This window comes from Pseudobdellovibrio sp. HCB154, assembly GCF_046267985.1.
Classification (GTDB): domain Bacteria; phylum Bdellovibrionota; class Bdellovibrionia; order Bdellovibrionales; family Bdellovibrionaceae; genus Pseudobdellovibrio.
This window is the reverse complement of sequence record NZ_CP176530.1, coordinates 1,701,833-1,718,494: the sequence shown is the minus strand read 5'-3', so window position 1 is coordinate 1,718,494 and position 16,662 is coordinate 1,701,833. Positions and strand designations below refer to the sequence as shown.

17 protein-coding genes are annotated in these 16,662 nt (G+C 39.1%); 1 reads left to right on the top strand and 16 read right to left on the bottom strand.

The features are described from left to right. Window positions 1–14: 14 nt before the first annotated feature. The 8 genes from ACKWCF_RS08375 to ACKWCF_RS08340 form a co-directional block, all read right to left on the bottom strand. Window positions 15–1,400 carry a sodium-dependent transporter gene (locus ACKWCF_RS08375; RefSeq protein WP_409477122.1) on the bottom strand — a complete coding sequence of 462 codons (1,386 nt, stop codon included), beginning with the start codon at window positions 1,398–1,400 and terminating at the stop codon, window positions 15–17. Further along, window positions 1,400–2,764: a ribosome biogenesis GTPase Der gene (gene der, locus ACKWCF_RS08370; protein ID WP_409477121.1), complete on the bottom strand. Its 1,365-nt coding sequence runs from the start codon at window positions 2,762–2,764 to the stop codon at window positions 1,400–1,402. Before der ends, ACKWCF_RS08375 begins: the two co-directional genes overlap by 1 nt. Next, on the bottom strand, window positions 2,745–3,656 hold the full coding sequence (gene era / locus ACKWCF_RS08365; RefSeq protein WP_409477120.1) for a GTPase Era: 912 nt from the start codon (window positions 3,654–3,656) through the stop codon (window positions 2,745–2,747). The genes der and era overlap by 20 nt, the downstream gene beginning before the upstream one ends. A gap of 1 nt (window position 3,657) precedes the next feature. Then, the gene (gene rnc / locus ACKWCF_RS08360) at window positions 3,658–4,380 is read right to left on the bottom strand and encodes a ribonuclease III (RefSeq protein WP_409477119.1); all 723 of its coding nucleotides are present in this window, start codon (window positions 4,378–4,380) and stop codon (window positions 3,658–3,660) included. Continuing rightward, on the bottom strand, window positions 4,377–5,735 hold the full coding sequence (gene mtaB / locus ACKWCF_RS08355) for a tRNA (N(6)-L-threonylcarbamoyladenosine(37)-C(2))-methylthiotransferase MtaB (protein WP_409477118.1): 1,359 nt from the start codon (window positions 5,733–5,735) through the stop codon (window positions 4,377–4,379). Before mtaB ends, rnc begins: the two co-directional genes overlap by 4 nt. Beyond that, on the bottom strand, window positions 5,720–6,817 hold the full coding sequence (gene mnmA / locus ACKWCF_RS08350) for a tRNA 2-thiouridine(34) synthase MnmA (protein ID WP_409477117.1): 1,098 nt from the start codon (window positions 6,815–6,817) through the stop codon (window positions 5,720–5,722). The genes mtaB and mnmA overlap by 16 nt, the downstream gene beginning before the upstream one ends. Beyond that, window positions 6,810–7,997: a cysteine desulfurase family protein gene (locus ACKWCF_RS08345; protein ID WP_409477116.1), complete on the bottom strand. Its 1,188-nt coding sequence runs from the start codon at window positions 7,995–7,997 to the stop codon at window positions 6,810–6,812. Before ACKWCF_RS08345 ends, mnmA begins: the two co-directional genes overlap by 8 nt. 122 nt (window positions 7,998–8,119) lie before the next feature. Continuing rightward, the gene (locus ACKWCF_RS08340) at window positions 8,120–8,320 is read right to left on the bottom strand and encodes a hypothetical protein (protein WP_409477115.1); all 201 of its coding nucleotides are present in this window, start codon (window positions 8,318–8,320) and stop codon (window positions 8,120–8,122) included. Between the two features lie 169 nt (window positions 8,321–8,489). Between ACKWCF_RS08340 and ACKWCF_RS08335 the strand changes: the two genes are divergently transcribed. Continuing rightward, complete coding sequence (locus ACKWCF_RS08335) at window positions 8,490–9,413, top strand: hypothetical protein (protein ID WP_409477114.1); 924 nt, start codon at window positions 8,490–8,492, stop codon at window positions 9,411–9,413. A gap of 4 nt (window positions 9,414–9,417) precedes the next feature. On the opposite strand, the gene ACKWCF_RS08330 is transcribed toward ACKWCF_RS08335, so the two are convergent. From ACKWCF_RS08330 to tilS, 8 genes are read right to left on the bottom strand one after another with little or no spacing between them, the layout of a single operon-like run. Next, window positions 9,418–9,903: a GNAT family N-acetyltransferase gene (locus ACKWCF_RS08330; RefSeq protein WP_409477113.1), complete on the bottom strand. Its 486-nt coding sequence runs from the start codon at window positions 9,901–9,903 to the stop codon at window positions 9,418–9,420. After that, window positions 9,903–10,328 carry a tRNA (adenosine(37)-N6)-threonylcarbamoyltransferase complex ATPase subunit type 1 TsaE gene (gene tsaE, locus ACKWCF_RS08325; protein WP_409477112.1) on the bottom strand — a complete coding sequence of 142 codons (426 nt, stop codon included), beginning with the start codon at window positions 10,326–10,328 and terminating at the stop codon, window positions 9,903–9,905. The genes ACKWCF_RS08330 and tsaE overlap by 1 nt, the downstream gene beginning before the upstream one ends. After that, window positions 10,328–11,053: a pyridoxine 5'-phosphate synthase gene (locus ACKWCF_RS08320; protein ID WP_409477111.1), complete on the bottom strand. Its 726-nt coding sequence runs from the start codon at window positions 11,051–11,053 to the stop codon at window positions 10,328–10,330. Before ACKWCF_RS08320 ends, tsaE begins: the two co-directional genes overlap by 1 nt. Further along, window positions 11,053–12,450: a phosphoglucosamine mutase gene (gene glmM / locus ACKWCF_RS08315; RefSeq protein WP_409477110.1), complete on the bottom strand. Its 1,398-nt coding sequence runs from the start codon at window positions 12,448–12,450 to the stop codon at window positions 11,053–11,055. Before glmM ends, ACKWCF_RS08320 begins: the two co-directional genes overlap by 1 nt. A gap of 11 nt (window positions 12,451–12,461) precedes the next feature. Further along, window positions 12,462–12,869, bottom strand: a complete 408-nt coding sequence (locus ACKWCF_RS08310) for a CdaR family protein (RefSeq protein WP_409477109.1) — start codon at window positions 12,867–12,869, stop codon at window positions 12,462–12,464. Continuing rightward, a complete protein-coding gene (gene cdaA, locus ACKWCF_RS08305) occupies window positions 12,866–13,681 on the bottom strand; it encodes a diadenylate cyclase CdaA (RefSeq protein ID WP_409477108.1) in 816 nt (271 codons plus the stop codon). Before cdaA ends, ACKWCF_RS08310 begins: the two co-directional genes overlap by 4 nt. A gap of 22 nt (window positions 13,682–13,703) precedes the next feature. Then, window positions 13,704–15,662, bottom strand: a complete 1,959-nt coding sequence (gene ftsH / locus ACKWCF_RS08300; RefSeq protein WP_409477107.1) for an ATP-dependent zinc metalloprotease FtsH — start codon at window positions 15,660–15,662, stop codon at window positions 13,704–13,706. 28 nt (window positions 15,663–15,690) lie between these two features. Then, window positions 15,691–16,656 (bottom strand): tRNA lysidine(34) synthetase TilS, encoded by a 966-nt coding sequence (tilS, locus tag ACKWCF_RS08295; RefSeq protein WP_409477106.1) that lies wholly within the window; start codon window positions 16,654–16,656, stop codon window positions 15,691–15,693. Between the last annotated feature and the right edge of the window lie 6 nt (window positions 16,657–16,662).

Below are 16,662 nucleotides of genomic sequence, written 5' to 3'. Positions count from 1 at the left end.
CGCAGAAGCTGAAGCTAACCTCTGACTAATGCGATAATCTGAAGAATAATCCCGGCTGCGATAAGAATCGGAGCTGCAAATTTTAAAATCGCCTGCCAGTAATTAATTAACGCGTAACTTGATTCGGTTTTTTCATCTAAGAAAAGATCTTTTTGATCCGCTAAAGGCAGAGCTTTAAAAAATAAAAACGCCATTCCCAGACCTGAAATCGGAAGTAAATAGTTAATTAAGAATGAATCGATATTTTCTAATAGCGTTTGATCAAATAGTTTTACGTCTTTTAAGGCTGAGCCCGAAAAAGCCGGAATAATCGTAAAACCTAAAGTGATAACTGTAATTAACCAAATTGAATTTTTACGGTCAGATTTTAAATATCTTTCAGAATAATTAGAAGCGAGTGTTTCAAGTAAACCCACGCTGGCATTTAAGGCCGCAGCCCATAGACAGATAAAAAATCCCAGACCAAATAGCGCGCCAAACTGGATTTTCATAAACAATCTTGGCAGAGCTTCGAATAATAAACTTGGATCTGTTAATGGTTTTTCACCTATACTAAAAGCAATCGGGAATACTAATAATACCGAGAATAAAGAGATCATCACATCGACCATCATCACGCGAAAGCCCACCTTGGGAAGATGATCTTCAGCTTTAAAATAAGATCCAAAAGTAACTAACGCCCCTACTCCGATAGATAACGTGAAAAACACGTGACCAATCGCATGTCCTAATGAGCGTAAATTAAGTTTTGAAAAATCCGGGTAAAAGATAAAGCGTAATACTTCAGGCGTTGAATCAAGCGATAGCGAACGCACTAATAACATCGCAAATAAAAAGACAAACACCGGAATAATAAAAGTCGTAAGAATCTTTTCAAAGCGATTTGTAATACGCTGACCAACGATAAGCCCTGCCACAATCAAATGTACCGAAGCTAAAGCAAACTGAAGCCAACCGTTATCAGTTAAGACTTTCATGTTTAACGAAGAAATATAATGTAAAGTGTCTCCACGAAAGAACCCCACAACGAACTGTGTGATATAGTGAAGAACCCAACCGCTGATCACCGAATAATAGGATAAAATCACCAGTGTGATAAACAATGTTAAACGCGAAATCCAAAAGTACGGTTTTTTATGAGTGGTCGATACGCGGTGAGTGATTTTTAAAAGACTGGCTTCTGATTTTTTACCTAACATTAATTCAGCAATCAGAATCGATACACCCACAGTAAACGCTAACAATAAATAAAGCAGGATAAAGGCCCCGCCCCCGTTTTCACCGGCTACGTAAGGAAAGCGCCAAATATTACCAAGACCGCAGGCAGAACCCACGGCCAGTAGATAAAAGGCGAATCTGTTACGCCACAAAATTTTTCCAGTGAATTTATTGTTTGGCATTATAAGTTACTTTCACCACCACGACGTGACTTCATACAGAAAATTCTAATAGGAATTCCGTGTAAATCAAAACGCTCTTTCATATTTTTAATTAAGAAACGGCGGTATGAGTTATCAACACCTTCTGGATGGTTACAAAACGCGATAAATGCCGGTGGTTTTTGGTACGTTTGAGTTAAGTAGTAAAACTTAACGTTTGTGTGACCCCAAACCGGAGCTGGTGCTTTACGGATAGTTTCAAAGAAGAAATCATTAAGTTCAGACGTTGAAATTTTAAGACCACGCTTATCAGCCACGCGCTCGATTTCATCGAATAAATCTTTGATACCATGTGACTTTAAGGCACTTGTAAACACCACCGGAACATCTACGAAAAAGTGAAATACACGCTCGATTTGCGCGCGGAATGTTTCGCGGTATCTTTCAACTTCTTCCTGACCTAAGTCAGATTTATTCGCCACAACGATAACACCTTTGTGGTCATCTAAAATGGCTTGCATGATCTTGGCATCTTGCTCTGATGGACCTAATACGCCATCAATAACCAACAACACCACATCTGCTCTGCGGATTGATTCTTGTGATTTAAACGCTGAAATGATTTCGATATCTTCTTCACGTTTTGATTGGCGGCGAAGACCAGCTGTATCAACCAACATATAATCACGGTCATTGTAGTGAAACGGAGCATCGACTGAATCGATTGTTGTTCCAGCCACGTCACTCACTAACATGCGGTTTTGTTTTAATAAGCAGTTACAAAGCGAAGATTTACCTACGTTTGGTTTACCCACCATGGCAATACGTAATGATTTACCAATTTCTTTAGGAACTTCTGGAACCATTTTTACGATCCACTCAAGCACATCACCAACGCCGCGACGCTGTTCAAAGCTTGCATCAATCACATCAAGACCGAATTCATAGAAGTCAGCTTTTTGAAGATCGGCTTCATGGGCGCGATCAACTTTATTGATCACAAGCAGCATCGGCTTACCCGTTTGTTTTGCGATTTTGATAATATCACGATCTTCAGGAACAAGCCCTGCACGACCATCCATTACACATACGATGTAATCTACTGAGAATAAGAACTCAGTCACTTGGCCTTTGATTAATTTAGAGAATAAGTCACTGGCTTCTGTTACCCCGCCTGTGTCGATAAGATCAAATTTCTTCCCCCACACATCAACCGGTTGGATTAAGATATCACGAGTTACGCCTGGTTGGTTTTTTACAACGGCTTTACGTGAGTCTGTTAAAATATTAAATAACGTAGATTTACCTACATTCGGGCGACCAATGATGGCTACCTTTGGCGAATCTACAAAACCCTCATCTCCACTATTCTGAATCAACGACATACTTCAACTCTTTCAGGGTTTGTTTGTTTTCAAACCAATTTTCTTTAACTGTTACATTTAATTCTAAATACACTTTTTCGCCCATTAAGCTTTCGATCTCTTTACGAGAGATCTGACCGATTTGCTTAATCACAGATGCGCCTTTACCAATGATAATTGGCTTGTGCGATTCTTTACCCACCATAATGTCGGCGTAAATTTTTGGACATGGCTTAGCGTTTTCATCAAATTTTCTGATTTGCACCGCTAATTGGTACGGAATTTCGTGATTTAATACTTCAAAGCATTTTTCGCGAATAATCTCTTCAGCTAAATCGCGTACATTCTCGGTCGTGAACATTTCCGGATCATATAATGGCTTTTCTGATTCTGGTAAAATCTTAATCAGTTCTTTTAATAGCTCCTGACGATCAGCTTCGCCGTGTTTTTTATTTGAGACTGTCAGTGCTTTACCGCCAAATTTTTCTACTAGGCCACGCGTGATCATTACACGGTGTTCAGTTTCTTTAAGATCGATTTTAGTAATCACTGCAATCCATGGTTTTCTAGATTTAGAAACCAGTTCTAAGATTTCTTCATTTCTTTCCGCAGTGTCTTCAGCTACAGACAAAACAGCAACGATTGCATCTGACGACTTAATAACGTCATGCGCTTCTTTTTCTAAGAATGTGTTTAAACCAGATGTTGATTTAACTAACCCTGGCGCATCGATAAATACGATTTGACCTTCATCTGTTGTATGAAGACCTGTAATACGACGACGCGTTGTTTGTGGTTTTGGAGTAACGATTGATACTTTTTCTTTAACCAAAAAATTTAATAACGAACTCTTACCTGCGTTCGGTTGTCCGATAAGACCTAAAAATCCGGCTCTGAATGGTGATTTTGCCATATTATACACTTTTCCTTTTAACTTGCTCAGTTTCTAACGATTGAATTAATTGCTGAGCGGCACTTTGCTCGGCAGCTTTTTTGCTTTTTCCTGTCGCGCGGAATTTCTCTACAGATTTACCATTTTCATTAAGAAAAATTCCCACTAAAAACTCTGGGTTATGCGACGGGCCTTGAGAACCAATTAATTGATACTCAGGAGTGCCTAATTTTAATTTTTGTGTCAGCTCTTGAAGACGTGTTTTGTAATCACGTTCAAATTCAAGGTCTGGTTTAATTTGTTCGATATCAGTTTTAAATTCTTTTTGAACCCAAGCTTTTATTTGGGCATAATCAGAATCTAAATACACGGCTCCCAAAACGGCTTCGTAGACTGAACAGAGAATTCTTGGTTTTAAATTTGATTCTTGTTCTTTTTCGCCTGGACCCATAATTAACAAGCTATCTAACTTAAAGGCCAAAGCTTTTTTAGCCAGAACATCTTGATTCACTAAGCTTGCGCGTTTTTTTGAAAGTAGACCTTCATTATCTTGCGGAAAGATCTGCATTAACTGTTCAGCTAAGACAAAACCTAAAATCGCATCACCTAAGAACTCTAAACGTTCATTGTGTGACTGTCTTTTCTTTTCATTAATGCAGTAACTTTTGTGCGTTAAAGCTTCAATGAGAAGATCACGATTTTTAAATTTGTAGCCGATCACTTGCTCTAAACTTTGTTGAATCATAAAATGACTCCTTCAAGCTGGCCTTCGCCAGTTTCAAAGTTTACACCTGTGATTTTAACTTGCACTTCACGACCTGATAGCTCTTTTAATTTTTCTTCAGATAAATTTAAACGCACCGGCCAGTAATTACGCGTTAAGCCTTCAGCTTTTCTTGAGGCTTTATTTAAGATTAATGTTTGGTGAATATTACCTACTTGTTTTAAAGCTTCAGCCTGAAAGCGGTGTAAGCTTAATTCACGTAAACGGGCTGCGCGTTCTTTACGAACATGATGTGGAACTTGATCCATAATCGCCGCGCGTGTGCCTGAGCGCTCTGAGTACGGGAACACGTGAAGTCTTGTCCACGGAGTTTCTGATAAACGTTTATAAGTGTTTTCGAATTGCTCTTCAGTTTCAGATGGGAATCCTGCGATCACGTCCATTCCGACAAACACATCTTTAACTTTAGAAATCTTATGTAACGCAACCTCGACTTCGTTTTCCGAATATTTACGCTTCATCTGATGAAGAGTTTCTGTGTCGGCAGACTGAATGCTCATATGAAAGTGCGCGCATAAACGCGGATTTTCATACATTGCTAACAAACGATCTGAAATTTCAATTGGCTCTAACGAAGACAACCGAATACGCGAGATTGTTGTCTTCGCTAAAACCGCCTCAACCAGATCATCCATATTTTTGCCATTATCTTCGTAATCACCGATATGAACGCCAGTTAGAACAACTTCTTTTTTGCCTTCAGCGGCAACTTGATTCACTTTTTCTACAATATGAGCAATTGAAATTGAACGGCTCTTACCGCGCGCATAAGGAATAATACAGAACGAACAAAACGAATTACAGCCGTCTTGAATTTTTAAAAACGTTCTTGTGTGCGAAGCCTCTTCGCCACCGTCAGCTTCAAGTTCTTCTTTTTTAAAGATATTTGATTTAAAGGTCTTTTGCTGAAGCTCACCACGAAAATGCTTTTTTAATAAATCAGGTAACAAACCTTTGTGCGAATTAGCGATAACTAAATCAGCTCCGGGTAAGTTTTCAAAAGCCCCCGTATCGACTTGGGCTGCACAGCCGGTCACAACGATTGTTGAAAATGGTTGTTGCGCCTTGATTTTACGAATTGTCTTAACAGCTTCTTTCGTGGCTTCAGCAGTAACAGCGCATGTATTTAAAATATGGATCTGCGTTTTCGCTTTATCTAGATTATCTAGACTTAAGCGACCAATCCCCAATTTAAAACCATTCGTTGCCATATTCTTCTGAATAAGACCGCCGTCGTAAGTGTTTACCTTACAACCAAATGTGTGCACCACGAAATCATTCTGTTGAGACTGAGATGTCGTTAGATTTTGATCCATCCGCCTCCTAATAGAACTTTTTCTTGTGAATAGAACACAGCCGCTTGACCTGGAGTGATCGCACGTTGTGGTTCTTTGAATTTTAATTTGTAACCTGTTTCAGATTTAACAACTTTGGCGATTGAGCCTCTATGTTGATATCTGATCTTAACTGATAATTCTTCGCCATCGTTAAATTGGCTGATGATGTGCGGTTCAATCACATCTACTTCGTCGTGGAACAAGTATTTCTCTTCGCCTACCCAAACAGTGTTATCAGCGGCATCAATCTTTAGTACGAATAATTTTTCGTGATAAGTCATGCCTAAGCCTTTTGATTGGCCGATCGTGTAGTGATGAATACCATCGTGTTCAGCCATGACTTCGTTTGACGGGTAACGTTTGATAACGCCACGTTTTGATTTTAAAACAGCTTCTGACACTTGGCCTTTGATAAAATTATCGTAGCCCATGTTTCCAACAAAGCAGATACCTTGCGAATCTTTTTTCTTAGCTACAACTAGACCTTGCTGTTCTGCAATTTGTCTAACTTCAGGCTTTTTCAAATGACCCACCGGGAATAATAATTTGGGAACAATCGCTGGATCAATCGTGAATAAGAAATAAGTTTGATCTTTCCAATCATCTTCAGAAGTTTTGATTTGGTATTCGCCATTGGCAGATTGGATAACTTGTGCGTAGTGACCTGTTGCTAAGTAATCACACTCAAGCTCTTTCATTTTTTTAACTAAGTGGTCAAATTTTAAATACGTATTACAGTTTACACATGGAAGTGGAGTCTGACCCTGAAGGTATGCATTTACAAACGGGTCAATAACCGAAGCTTTAAACTTCGCTTCGCAATTTAAAACATAAAACGGAATATCTAACTTATCAGCTACGGATCTAGCATCATCCACATCAAGTGATGAACAACAAGTTCCATTACCTTCTGTGATATCACAGTTTGTATAATCCCAAACCTGCATCGTAGCACCTACGACGTCGTAACCTTGTTCTTTTAAAAGTGCCGCTGCCACAGAAGAGTCAACTCCCCCGCTCATAGCTACTAAAACTTTTTTCTTTTTTGCCGTATTAGACATTTGTGCTTTCCATTTCGTTAACGCTTCTTAAGTGCGCAACAATTTCAACTAATTGGTGAATAAATAAATCGACGTGCTCTTGTGTTGTCGTCCAACCAAAACTTACACGCAGAGAGTTCTGAGCTTCTTGGCGAGTTAAGCCAACCGCTAATAACACTGGACTTGGTTCTGGGTTACCACTTGAGCAAGCAGCTCCTGTGCTCACAGCAAAACCTTTTAGATCTAAAGAAACTAAAAGCGTTTCTCCATCTACACCTGTAATTACTAAGCTTGATGTATTGGCTAAGCGTTTTGAATTTGCACAGGTTACTGAAATATTTGGAATCTGCGCTTTGATTTCAGCTTCAAAATAATCACGAAGTTTTTTTAGTTCAGTTTCTTTTTGAGAAACTTCTGACAACTGATCCAGCATTACACCAAGCGATGCTATACCTAAGATGTTTTCTGTACCACCACGACGTGAACGCTCTTGCCCGCCACCGTGAACCAGATTGATATATGGCGCGCTTTTACGAACAAATAATACTCCACAACCTTTAAGGGCATAGAACTTATGAGCTGAGATGGTCGCGTAATCAACGCCTAGATCAGTCAGAGTAAAATCAGTTTTACCAAAAGCTTGCACGCAATCTGAATGCACTAACACATTTTTAGTTTTAGCTAACGCTACGATATCTTTAATCGGAAACACCGTACCTGTTTCGTTATTTGCAAACATGCAGCTGATCAGTGCTGTGCGCTCAGATAGTTTTTCTTTGATAAAGTTTAAATCTAAGTCGCCTTCGCGATTTACCGGAATCCAGTGAACGATAGCACCCTCAGATTCTAAGAACTGAGCGGTCTTTGTGATACTTGGGTGTTCAACTGAAGAAATTAAAAATTCATTTTTAACAGCGTGGCCAAAATGATTGCCCGGGCGATAAGTATTCCATACCGATTTTAAAACGGTGTTGTTACCCTCAGATGCACCTGAATTAAAAATAATTTCTAATGCTGATACTTTAAAGTAATCTGCTAATTTCTTTTTTGTTTCACGTAGAATTGTTTTTGGGCCACGAGATGCTAAATGGATCGACGACGGATTACCCCACAGTTCTAGTAACTGTGGCATGGAGGTAATCACTTTTTGCGATAGCGGGGCTGTCGCATTAAAGTCTAAGTAAATTGGAGCTTTTAGCATGGCTAAAGACTTTTACACGAGATTGAAAAAAATGAAAAGGACTTGCGCCTTTTCAATAAAGATTATCTATGTAAAATTAACCAGTTAGAATGAAACAATAAGAAATTCTAAGAGCTATTTTATTAAGCCATTCTTGTCGAACGAGTGTAGGGCTTTTTCTTAAGTGGAGGATAAACAGGTCTAGGTTCATTCTTAGACGGCTTATCCTCAACGACCGGCGCCTTATATTCGTTATATTGGACTTCACGGTTTTGCACCATAATAAAAGCCATCATCCCAACAAAACTTGCGACCGAAAACCACTGGATAAGTGTTGTAATCATAGTTTCCTCCTGAAACTACTAGTTAGACACTGGTCGTCCGGACCAAGGTTAATGGCGACGTCAAAAATATCGACATTTTTGTAGAAATTACCGGGCCAGAGCTGGACTGCGCAAAACGAATTCCTTGTTTAGCCTCAATTTCACGAGGCAAAGGTCCGATATTAAAAACATGGGATTTGAGCAAAACTGGGAACATTTTTTTCCTGACGCAATTTTATCAGTCGAAGAGCTTTTAACTTCGGGCGATCCTGTGCTTTTGCAAAAATCAAAATTAAAAATCGCTCTCGAAAATAAATTTTTAAATTGGAATGATTATAAAGCCTGGGCTTCAAATTTTTACGGCGTTCCAGTTCTTGAAAAATTAGATGAACAATCAATTACAAAATTACGCAAACAGCATATGGAACTTGTTGAAGGCTATAGCCAATACACTGTTTTAAATTCTGAGTTAATTCCGCTGCAAGCTTGGGACGGTCACTTGTTAGTGGCAGGCCTTGAATATGATGCTGAAAAATTTCAAACATTACCACAAGCCATTTTCTTTTTATGTTCACCGGAAAATTTATCTTTCATTTCTAATACACCAGTGCGTAAGGTTTTAGAACCTGTGCAACCTGTTGTTGCAGCTGTGACGCCGCAACCTGCCGCGGCCCAACCTACTCCGCTTCATGCTGTTTCTGAATCTGGCATGACCGGTAATCATGTTTGGCAAAATTTAGAAACTCAACACGGAAGCTTTTCAGAAATCGCTCGTAAAAATTTCGATGCTTACGTGGTTTTAAGAGTGAACTCGAACCAAAAAACTGAGCTTTACAAAATGGATGAAGATCTTGAAAAAGAAGATTTAGACCGTATGCTTTTTTCTTACGATTTAAATGAAGAAAATCCGTTTGCTAATGTTTATAAAAATCATTTCACAGAGCAATTTAATATCAATCAATTGGGTCTTAAAATTTTAGATTTCAAATACGCTTGTATTTCAGCGATCAAATTAGGACCAAAAGTTGTAGGCTTTTTAGTTGGCTTTAAAACAACTCACCTTTCGCAAGACGACATCACAACATTAGAATCTATCTCGGAAAAAGCTGTTTAATTTTTTAAATGCTTTTTTCCATATTATGAACTTCGGGATGATCCGGTCGTGGACCTAATTCTATCCATCCTCTTTTTTTATAGAACGCAATGGCTGAGGTATTTGTTGGACTTACGCTTAACATAACTCGCTTTATATTTTTTGCTTTAAAATAATCAATCGCATAGATATCAAGATGAGCACCCAATCCTTTTCCGCGCACTGAAGGAATCAGATAAAATAGATTTACATAGCCACAGGTAGAATCAGTTTTTAAATATCCAAGTTCAATTTGCCCGATCAGTTCACCATCTAAAAAACAATGAACTGCAAGGCCTGGATCTTTTTCTAACTTAGAATGTAACCATTCGATATATCGGTCAGCACCTTTACCATCAGCCTCGTAAAACCTTTTAGCATCACCAAAGCTTACAACATATGAATCTTCGCGAAATTTAATACATGTTTCTTTAGTTTGAGCGAGATTGATAGGTTTAATTTCAAAATTCATTACGATACAGTTTCAATTAAAACTTCACGTTCGTTGTCTGATTTTTTATTGATGGTGATTTTGGTGATATCCCAGTCCAGCGGCCAAAGATCGTCTGAAATTTTTGATGACCATTCAACAAAGACCATTGCATCCTCATCTTCAAAGATTTCCCAAAAACCTGTGGCATCAATCTCTTCCATACTTTCTAAGCGGTAGAGATCAACATGAATCAGATTTCTGTGTTGTTGAATTAATGAAAAAGTCGGCGAACTGACCATCGGGATATTTAGTTTTTTTGCGATAAGACCAACTAACGTGGTCTTACCGGCACCTAAATCTCCCTCAAGTAAAAATAGGTTTTTCCCTCGTAATTTTGCAGATAAAGCAGAAACTACTTTATCCCAATCAGACATTGATTGAACTACGATAGAGTCTCTCGACATTAGTTAAGGGCTTTCACCATTTTTTGAACTGAAGTTTTTAAACCATCAGTTAATGAATAACAGATAAGGCTATGACCGATATTTGCTTCAACTAAGTGCGGAAGTGATTTGATCATTTTCGCGTGAGCGTAATCAAGACCGTGACCTACGTGCACACGCAAACCTAAACGATTAGCTTCGATAGCTGCTTCAACTAGGCGTTTATATTCAGCTTTCTTTTTTGCGCCTTTTAGTAAAACCCAAGATCCTGTGTGAAACTCAACCGCGTGAGCTCCACAAAGAGCTGAAGCTTCAACTTGGGCAATTGATGGCTCGATAAACATTGAAACTTTAATTTTAGCTTTGGCTAATCTGTGAGTGATTGACTCTAAAGTTTTAAAACCTTTTAAAACGTTTAATCCACCTTCAGTTGTTAGCTCGGCTCTTTTTTCAGGAACCATACAAACCCAAGTTGGCTTATTTTTTAAAGCAATCTTCGTCATTTCTTCAGTAGCACCCATTTCTAGGTTAATTTCTAAAGAAGCTTTTTTACACAGAGAAATCACATCGTAATCTTGAATATGGCGACGGTCTTCACGTAAGTGAATAGTGATTTGTTTGGCACCACCGGCTTTGGCCAATTTTACCATTTCTAACATATTTGGATACGGAGTCGTCGCGCCACGCACTTGTCTTAAAGTGGCTGCATGATCAATATTTACACCTAAACGAACTTTATTTTTCATTAGCTTAACTCTTTTTCTAAAAACGAAGCGATCTCTTCAGCTATAGCTGAGATTTTCTCTTTATTTGAGCCTTCAGCTAAAATTCTGATTAACGGCTCTGTTCCTGAAAAACGGATAAATAAACGGCCATCGCCATTTAATTCTTTTTCTTTTTCAGCGATTAATTCTTTATACCCTTTGATTTCATCTAAAGGTTTACGGTTACGAACACGGCAGTTGATAAGAACTTGTGGCATCTCTTCAAAGATTTTAGCAAGTTCACTTAATTTTTTACCTGATTCTCTCATCACCGATAAAACGTTAAGAGCCGCTACTGTTCCATCACCTGTTGTTGAGTGATTTAAGAAAATAATGTGACCCGATTGCTCGCCACCTAAATTGTAATGATTTTTTCTCATCTCTTCGACAACGTATTTATCACCTACGTTTGTCTTGATTGTTTTAATTCCAAGCTCAGTCATTTTCTTTTCTAAGCCGAAGTTACTCATTTGCGTTACAACAATCGTGTTATTTTTTAATTCGCCTTTTTGCTTCATGTGAAGGGCGCAGATCGCGATAATTTTATCACCATTTACGATTTGACCATTGTCATCAACCATAACGATACGATCAGCATCTCCGTCTAAACCAATACCCACATCAGCGCGGTATTGGCGAACAGCGTTTGCGATATTTGCTGGATGTAAAGCGCCCGATTTATCATTGATATTTGTGCCATTGGGTTGCGAACCTAAGTGAATCACTTCAGCACCCAGCTCTTCAAAAATCGCAGGACTTACTTTATAAGCGGCCCCGTGAGCTGTATCTAAAACGATGCGCATGCCTTCAAGAGTGTATTCAAGAGGGAATGTGCTTTTAGCGTGAACGATATAGCGACCTTGGGCATCTTCGATACGACGAGTGCGACCCACTTCGTTTGACGGAGGAAGAAGAGATAATAAGTTATCTTCAGAAACTAAACGTTCGATTTCTTTTTCTAAAGAATCATCTAACTTAAACCCATCTGGTCCGAAGATTTTAATACCGTTATCTTGATAAGCATTGTGAGAAGCTGAAATCACAATCCCCGCTACCGCACGCATCGTGCGTGTTAAATAACCGATACCTGGAGTTGGAAGTGGTCCTACAAGTTGAACGTAAATTCCCATTGAGTTTAAACCGCTCGATAAAGCTTGTTCGATCATGTAACCAGAAAGACGCGTGTCTTTTCCGATAACAACTTTCATATTTTTTGAAGTTGAAGAAATTCTTCCGGTACGGATTAAATAACCGATCGCCTGGCCGACTTTAACGACCACATCAGGCACCATTGGAAATTGATTAGCTGTTCCGCGGATACCATCTGTACCAAATAATTTGGTTACTTTTTTTTCTGTGATTTTATTCGTCTCTGACATAACGTCAGATTCTAGTTTTTAATCTTAGCTATTTCAACACGAATTACATTGGGCTTAACGTTTAGAACCTTAACTCCCTCTGGAACATCGATACGGTTATTAGGCACATCAATCTCAACTAAACCTTCACCGCTGTCAGACAGGTCAAAAACGACTTTTTTGAAACTATCTTTATACTTTTTAAGCACAGGTTGAGCACCAGAAATCTTAACACGAAGTTTATCGTGGCTTTGACCTACGACCATGTAGCCTGGAGGCAACACTAATTGAACACTCATTTCTTTAGTAGTAACGAAATCACGACGACCTAGAATTGATATCCAAAGGATTAAAGCCACAAAAAGCGAAACAACCTTATAACTCAGGTTATCAAAGAAAAATGACTTAAGAACTTGAGCTCTGTCGATCTGCGGCTTCATGTTGCACTCTCATGGTGAAGAACCTTGTATTTTAAACCAAAAGCATCATAAAGAGCTTTACGAACATCGATGAGTTCAACGTTTGGTCGCATATGACCACTTGTTACGATACTGATCGATTTTGTTTCTTCAGAAACAACTAATACTAAAGCGTCAGTTTCTTCGGTTAACCCGATCGCGGCCCGGTGACGAGTTCCTAAGTTTTTATCTAAAGCAGGATTTTTACTTAACGGTAAAAAACATCCCGCATAGGCAATTTTACCAGAACGGATCAACACCGCTCCATCATGCATAGGGGCTTGTGGGTGAAAAATCGACTGAATTAATTCAGCAGATACACGCGAATCCATTTCAGTGCCGACTTCGATATGGTAATCAACCATGATGTCTTTTTCGATCACTAAAAGAGCGCCATAGCCCTTTTCAGCTGCGGTAATCACGCCCTTAGCGATTTCTTCAACCATGTGAGTTTCCATCACCGCTGACACATCTGAGAATAACGGATGACTTCCGATTTGTGCTAATGCACGACGGATCTCGGCCTGAAATAACACCACGATGATAACGAATAAATTCGAGAAGAACTTATCTAAAAGCCAGTTCATCGTAAATAGCTCAAACCAAATTGTCATGATGTAAGTGATAGCTAAAATACCCAATCCAGAAAGAATCTGAACCGTACCCGTGCGACGAATAATCATCAACACACGGTAAATAACTAACCAGACAAGCAGGATGTCAAAGACATCCTGCAGTCTTAGGTGTGAACTAATAAATATCAAGTTTTCCCAGAATGTTTGAAAATATGTCATCTAATACAAATCATTCTTGGCTTTATGATACAGGCACTGGTTTTTTACCAGTTGGAATCGGTGTTGTATTATCTGGATCGATAATCATACCTTGATTACCGCCACCAGATGATGATGAGTTAGATTCTTTTTTATTAGCGCGCACTTTATGAATTTCAGAAACTGCAGCACCTTTAACAAGCATATCTACTTCAGAACCATCAATTGTTTCAAACTCTAATAGAGCTTGCGTGATTTTCTCTAAAGCTTCACGGTGATCTTTTAAAATCTTAACCGCTGTAGCGTAACCTGTATTAATGATTTTAGAAATCTCAGCATCGATCTCTTGGGCTTTCGCTTCAGAGTAATGTTTTTGATTTGATCCGTGCCCCATTCCTAAGAATACAGGGCCATCGTTTTTCTCAAAACCAATTGGACCTAACGGAGACATGCCCCATTCAGTCACCATCTTACGAGCCATACCCGTTGCGCGTTCGATATCGTTCGCAGCACCCGTTGTGTAATCAGTAAAAATTAACTCTTCAGCCGCGCGGCCACCGAATGCAAAAGCGATCCAGTTTTCAGCTTGGCGTTTTGAGAATGAAACAGCATCTTTTTCAGGTAACGTTTGCGTTAAGCCTAAAGCCATGCCACGAGGGATGATCGTCACTTTATGAATAGGATCTAAACCTGGAAGCATAATACCCACAAGAGTATGACCTGCTTCGTGGTAAGCTGTATTCTTACGGTCTTCTTCAGAGATAACCATAGATTTACGTTCAGCACCCATGATGACTTTATCTTTCGCTTTTTCGAAATCTTCCATCTCAAGGTATTTTTTATCTGCACGAGCTGCTACTAAAGCCGCTTCATTCACTAAGTTTTCTAAATCAGCACCAGAAAATCCTGGAGTACCACGAGCGATTTTAGACGCATCAACATCAGGGCCTAATGGAGTTTTTTTCATGTGCACAGATAAGATTTGTTCGCGGCCTTTAAGATCTGGTTTACCCACAACAACGCGTCGGTCGAAACGACCTGGGCGAAGTAACGCTGGATCTAAAACGTCAGGTCTATTTGTCGCAGCAATAAGGATTACACCTTCTGTTGATTCAAAACCATCCATCTCAACTAATAATTGATTTAGAGTTTGTTCACGTTCATCGTGACCACCACCCATGCCGGCGCCACGGTGGCGACCTACAGCATCGATCTCATCGATGAAGATTAAACATGGAGCATTTTTCTTACCTTGTTCGAATAAATCACGAACGCGGCTTGCGCCCACGCCCACGAACATTTCAACGAAGTCAGAACCAGAGATAGTAAAGAACGGAGCACCGGCTTCACCAGCCACAGCACGTGCTAATAAAGTCTTACCAGTTCCCGGAGGACCTACTAATAAAACCCCTTTAGGAATACGACCACCAAGTTTAGTGAATTTTTTCGGGTCTTTTAAGAAGTGAACGATTTCTTGCAAATCATCTTTAGCTTCATCAACACCAGCAACGTCTTTAAACGTTACACGGTTTTTATTTTCAACTAAACGCGCACGTGATTTACCAAACGACATAGCTTTACCGCCGCCCGCTTGAATTTGACGCATGATAAAGATGAACATACCTACGATTAACAGCAATGGTAACCAATTAATAAAAAATGAAGATAGAAAACTTTCTGATTGAGCGTTTTCATATTTCGGGATGTAACCGAATTTTTTAATTTCTTCGTACGCTTTATCTGTGTCACCAGAAAATTCAAATCTGTGACCCGAGTAACGTTTTTCAAATTCAGGTTTAATTTCACCACGGATAACTTTCGCATCCGGCATGAAAATTACTGAGTCGTCTTTAACTTCTTTTAATTCAACTGCTTTTAAAAATTTTGGATAATCAAAATCTACAATTGTTTTTTGACGTTTAATTTCCCAAGCCTGGAAAACAAAAATCGACATAATTAAAATAAAAAACCATAGGGCGAGTGTTTTTTGATTCGTCTTCATCTTTAAAGTCCTTTTTTGTGAAGTCTGCTTACGATAATTCTAGCATAACTTGCTGCGCGTTAATAAACCAATTAACACCTGCTACGGAAAATATGAGGTCTTTTTGATTTTTGTCGAGGCGCTTAATGATTTCTTCCAGTTGACCTTGAGAAAACTCACGTTGTCCGATGCCCTTTAAGGCCGTCGCAAGCGTTTTAAACTGATCTGAGTGACTCAATTGCAGAAATTCTGTGCGATCAAAACAGGCTTTGGTCTGGGAGTTGTTTTTTAAAGACTCATAGCTAATAGCAATCGGCTCATCATCTTTTTGGATTTCATCGACCAAACGTTGCAGCGAACTGGTCAAATTTCCGAGTGAACCGGGAACTTTGTTCGCCAAACTTTCAAGCCACTCATTACGGAGCCAATTGCGCAGATAGTCGTTTTGCTGATTTGTCGGATCTTCTAACCAAGTTAGACCTTCTGTTTTGGCGTATTCGGCAAGCTCAGCTTTAGTGAAATTTAAAAGCGGTCTTAAGATTTGGCCATTCCAGAATTTAAAATTTTCTAAACTTTCAGGCCCTGTTCCGCGAATCATTTTCAGTAACCAGGTCTCTAAAAGATCATCTTTATGGTGAGCTGTTATTAAAATCGCGTCTGAAAAATCAGCTTTGATTTGCGAAAAAAATTTTAAACGTTGTTGTCTAAAAGCATCTTCACTGGTTAGTTTTTCAAGCGATTTTCCAGAGTAGAAAGGTAAACTTAAAGCCTCAGCCGAAGCTTTAACCATACTTAAAGCTTGATCGCGATAAGTTTGAATTTCTTTGATTTCACTATCGCCATGATGAAAGTGCACTACGATCAATTGCGCTTTTGGTTTTAGCTTTTTTAAAGCATGAAGTAGAACCATTGAATCAAGCCCGCCGGAAACAGCTAAAATAAACGATTCACGGTCTTCTAAACCGTGTTTTTTAAGCTGTTTCCAGATTGAATGTTCAAAATCATTCCATGGCATAGATCA

Coding starts and splice junctions, on each gene's coding strand:
- ACKWCF_RS08375 (WP_409477122.1), bottom strand. CDS start 1,400: ATGCCAAACAATAAATTCACTGGAAAAATTTTGTGGCGTAACAGATTC.
- der (WP_409477121.1), bottom strand. CDS start 2,764: ATGTCGTTGATTCAGAATAGTGGAGATGAGGGTTTTGTAGATTCGCCA.
- era (WP_409477120.1), bottom strand. CDS start 3,656: ATGGCAAAATCACCATTCAGAGCCGGATTTTTAGGTCTTATCGGACAA.
- rnc (WP_409477119.1), bottom strand. CDS start 4,380: ATGATTCAACAAAGTTTAGAGCAAGTGATCGGCTACAAATTTAAAAAT.
- mtaB (WP_409477118.1), bottom strand. CDS start 5,735: ATGGATCAAAATCTAACGACATCTCAGTCTCAACAGAATGATTTCGTG.
- mnmA (WP_409477117.1), bottom strand. CDS start 6,817: ATGTCTAATACGGCAAAAAAGAAAAAAGTTTTAGTAGCTATGAGCGGG.
- ACKWCF_RS08345 (WP_409477116.1), bottom strand. CDS start 7,997: ATGCTAAAAGCTCCAATTTACTTAGACTTTAATGCGACAGCCCCGCTA.
- ACKWCF_RS08340 (WP_409477115.1), bottom strand. CDS start 8,320: ATGATTACAACACTTATCCAGTGGTTTTCGGTCGCAAGTTTTGTTGGG.
- ACKWCF_RS08335 (WP_409477114.1), top strand. CDS start 8,490: ATGGGATTTGAGCAAAACTGGGAACATTTTTTTCCTGACGCAATTTTA.
- ACKWCF_RS08330 (WP_409477113.1), bottom strand. CDS start 9,903: ATGAATTTTGAAATTAAACCTATCAATCTCGCTCAAACTAAAGAAACA.
- tsaE (WP_409477112.1), bottom strand. CDS start 10,328: ATGTCGAGAGACTCTATCGTAGTTCAATCAATGTCTGATTGGGATAAA.
- ACKWCF_RS08320 (WP_409477111.1), bottom strand. CDS start 11,053: ATGAAAAATAAAGTTCGTTTAGGTGTAAATATTGATCATGCAGCCACT.
- glmM (WP_409477110.1), bottom strand. CDS start 12,450: ATGTCAGAGACGAATAAAATCACAGAAAAAAAAGTAACCAAATTATTT.
- ACKWCF_RS08310 (WP_409477109.1), bottom strand. CDS start 12,869: ATGAAGCCGCAGATCGACAGAGCTCAAGTTCTTAAGTCATTTTTCTTT.
- cdaA (WP_409477108.1), bottom strand. CDS start 13,681: ATGACATATTTTCAAACATTCTGGGAAAACTTGATATTTATTAGTTCA.
- ftsH (WP_409477107.1), bottom strand. CDS start 15,662: ATGAAGACGAATCAAAAAACACTCGCCCTATGGTTTTTTATTTTAATT.
- tilS (WP_409477106.1), bottom strand. CDS start 16,656: ATGCCATGGAATGATTTTGAACATTCAATCTGGAAACAGCTTAAAAAA.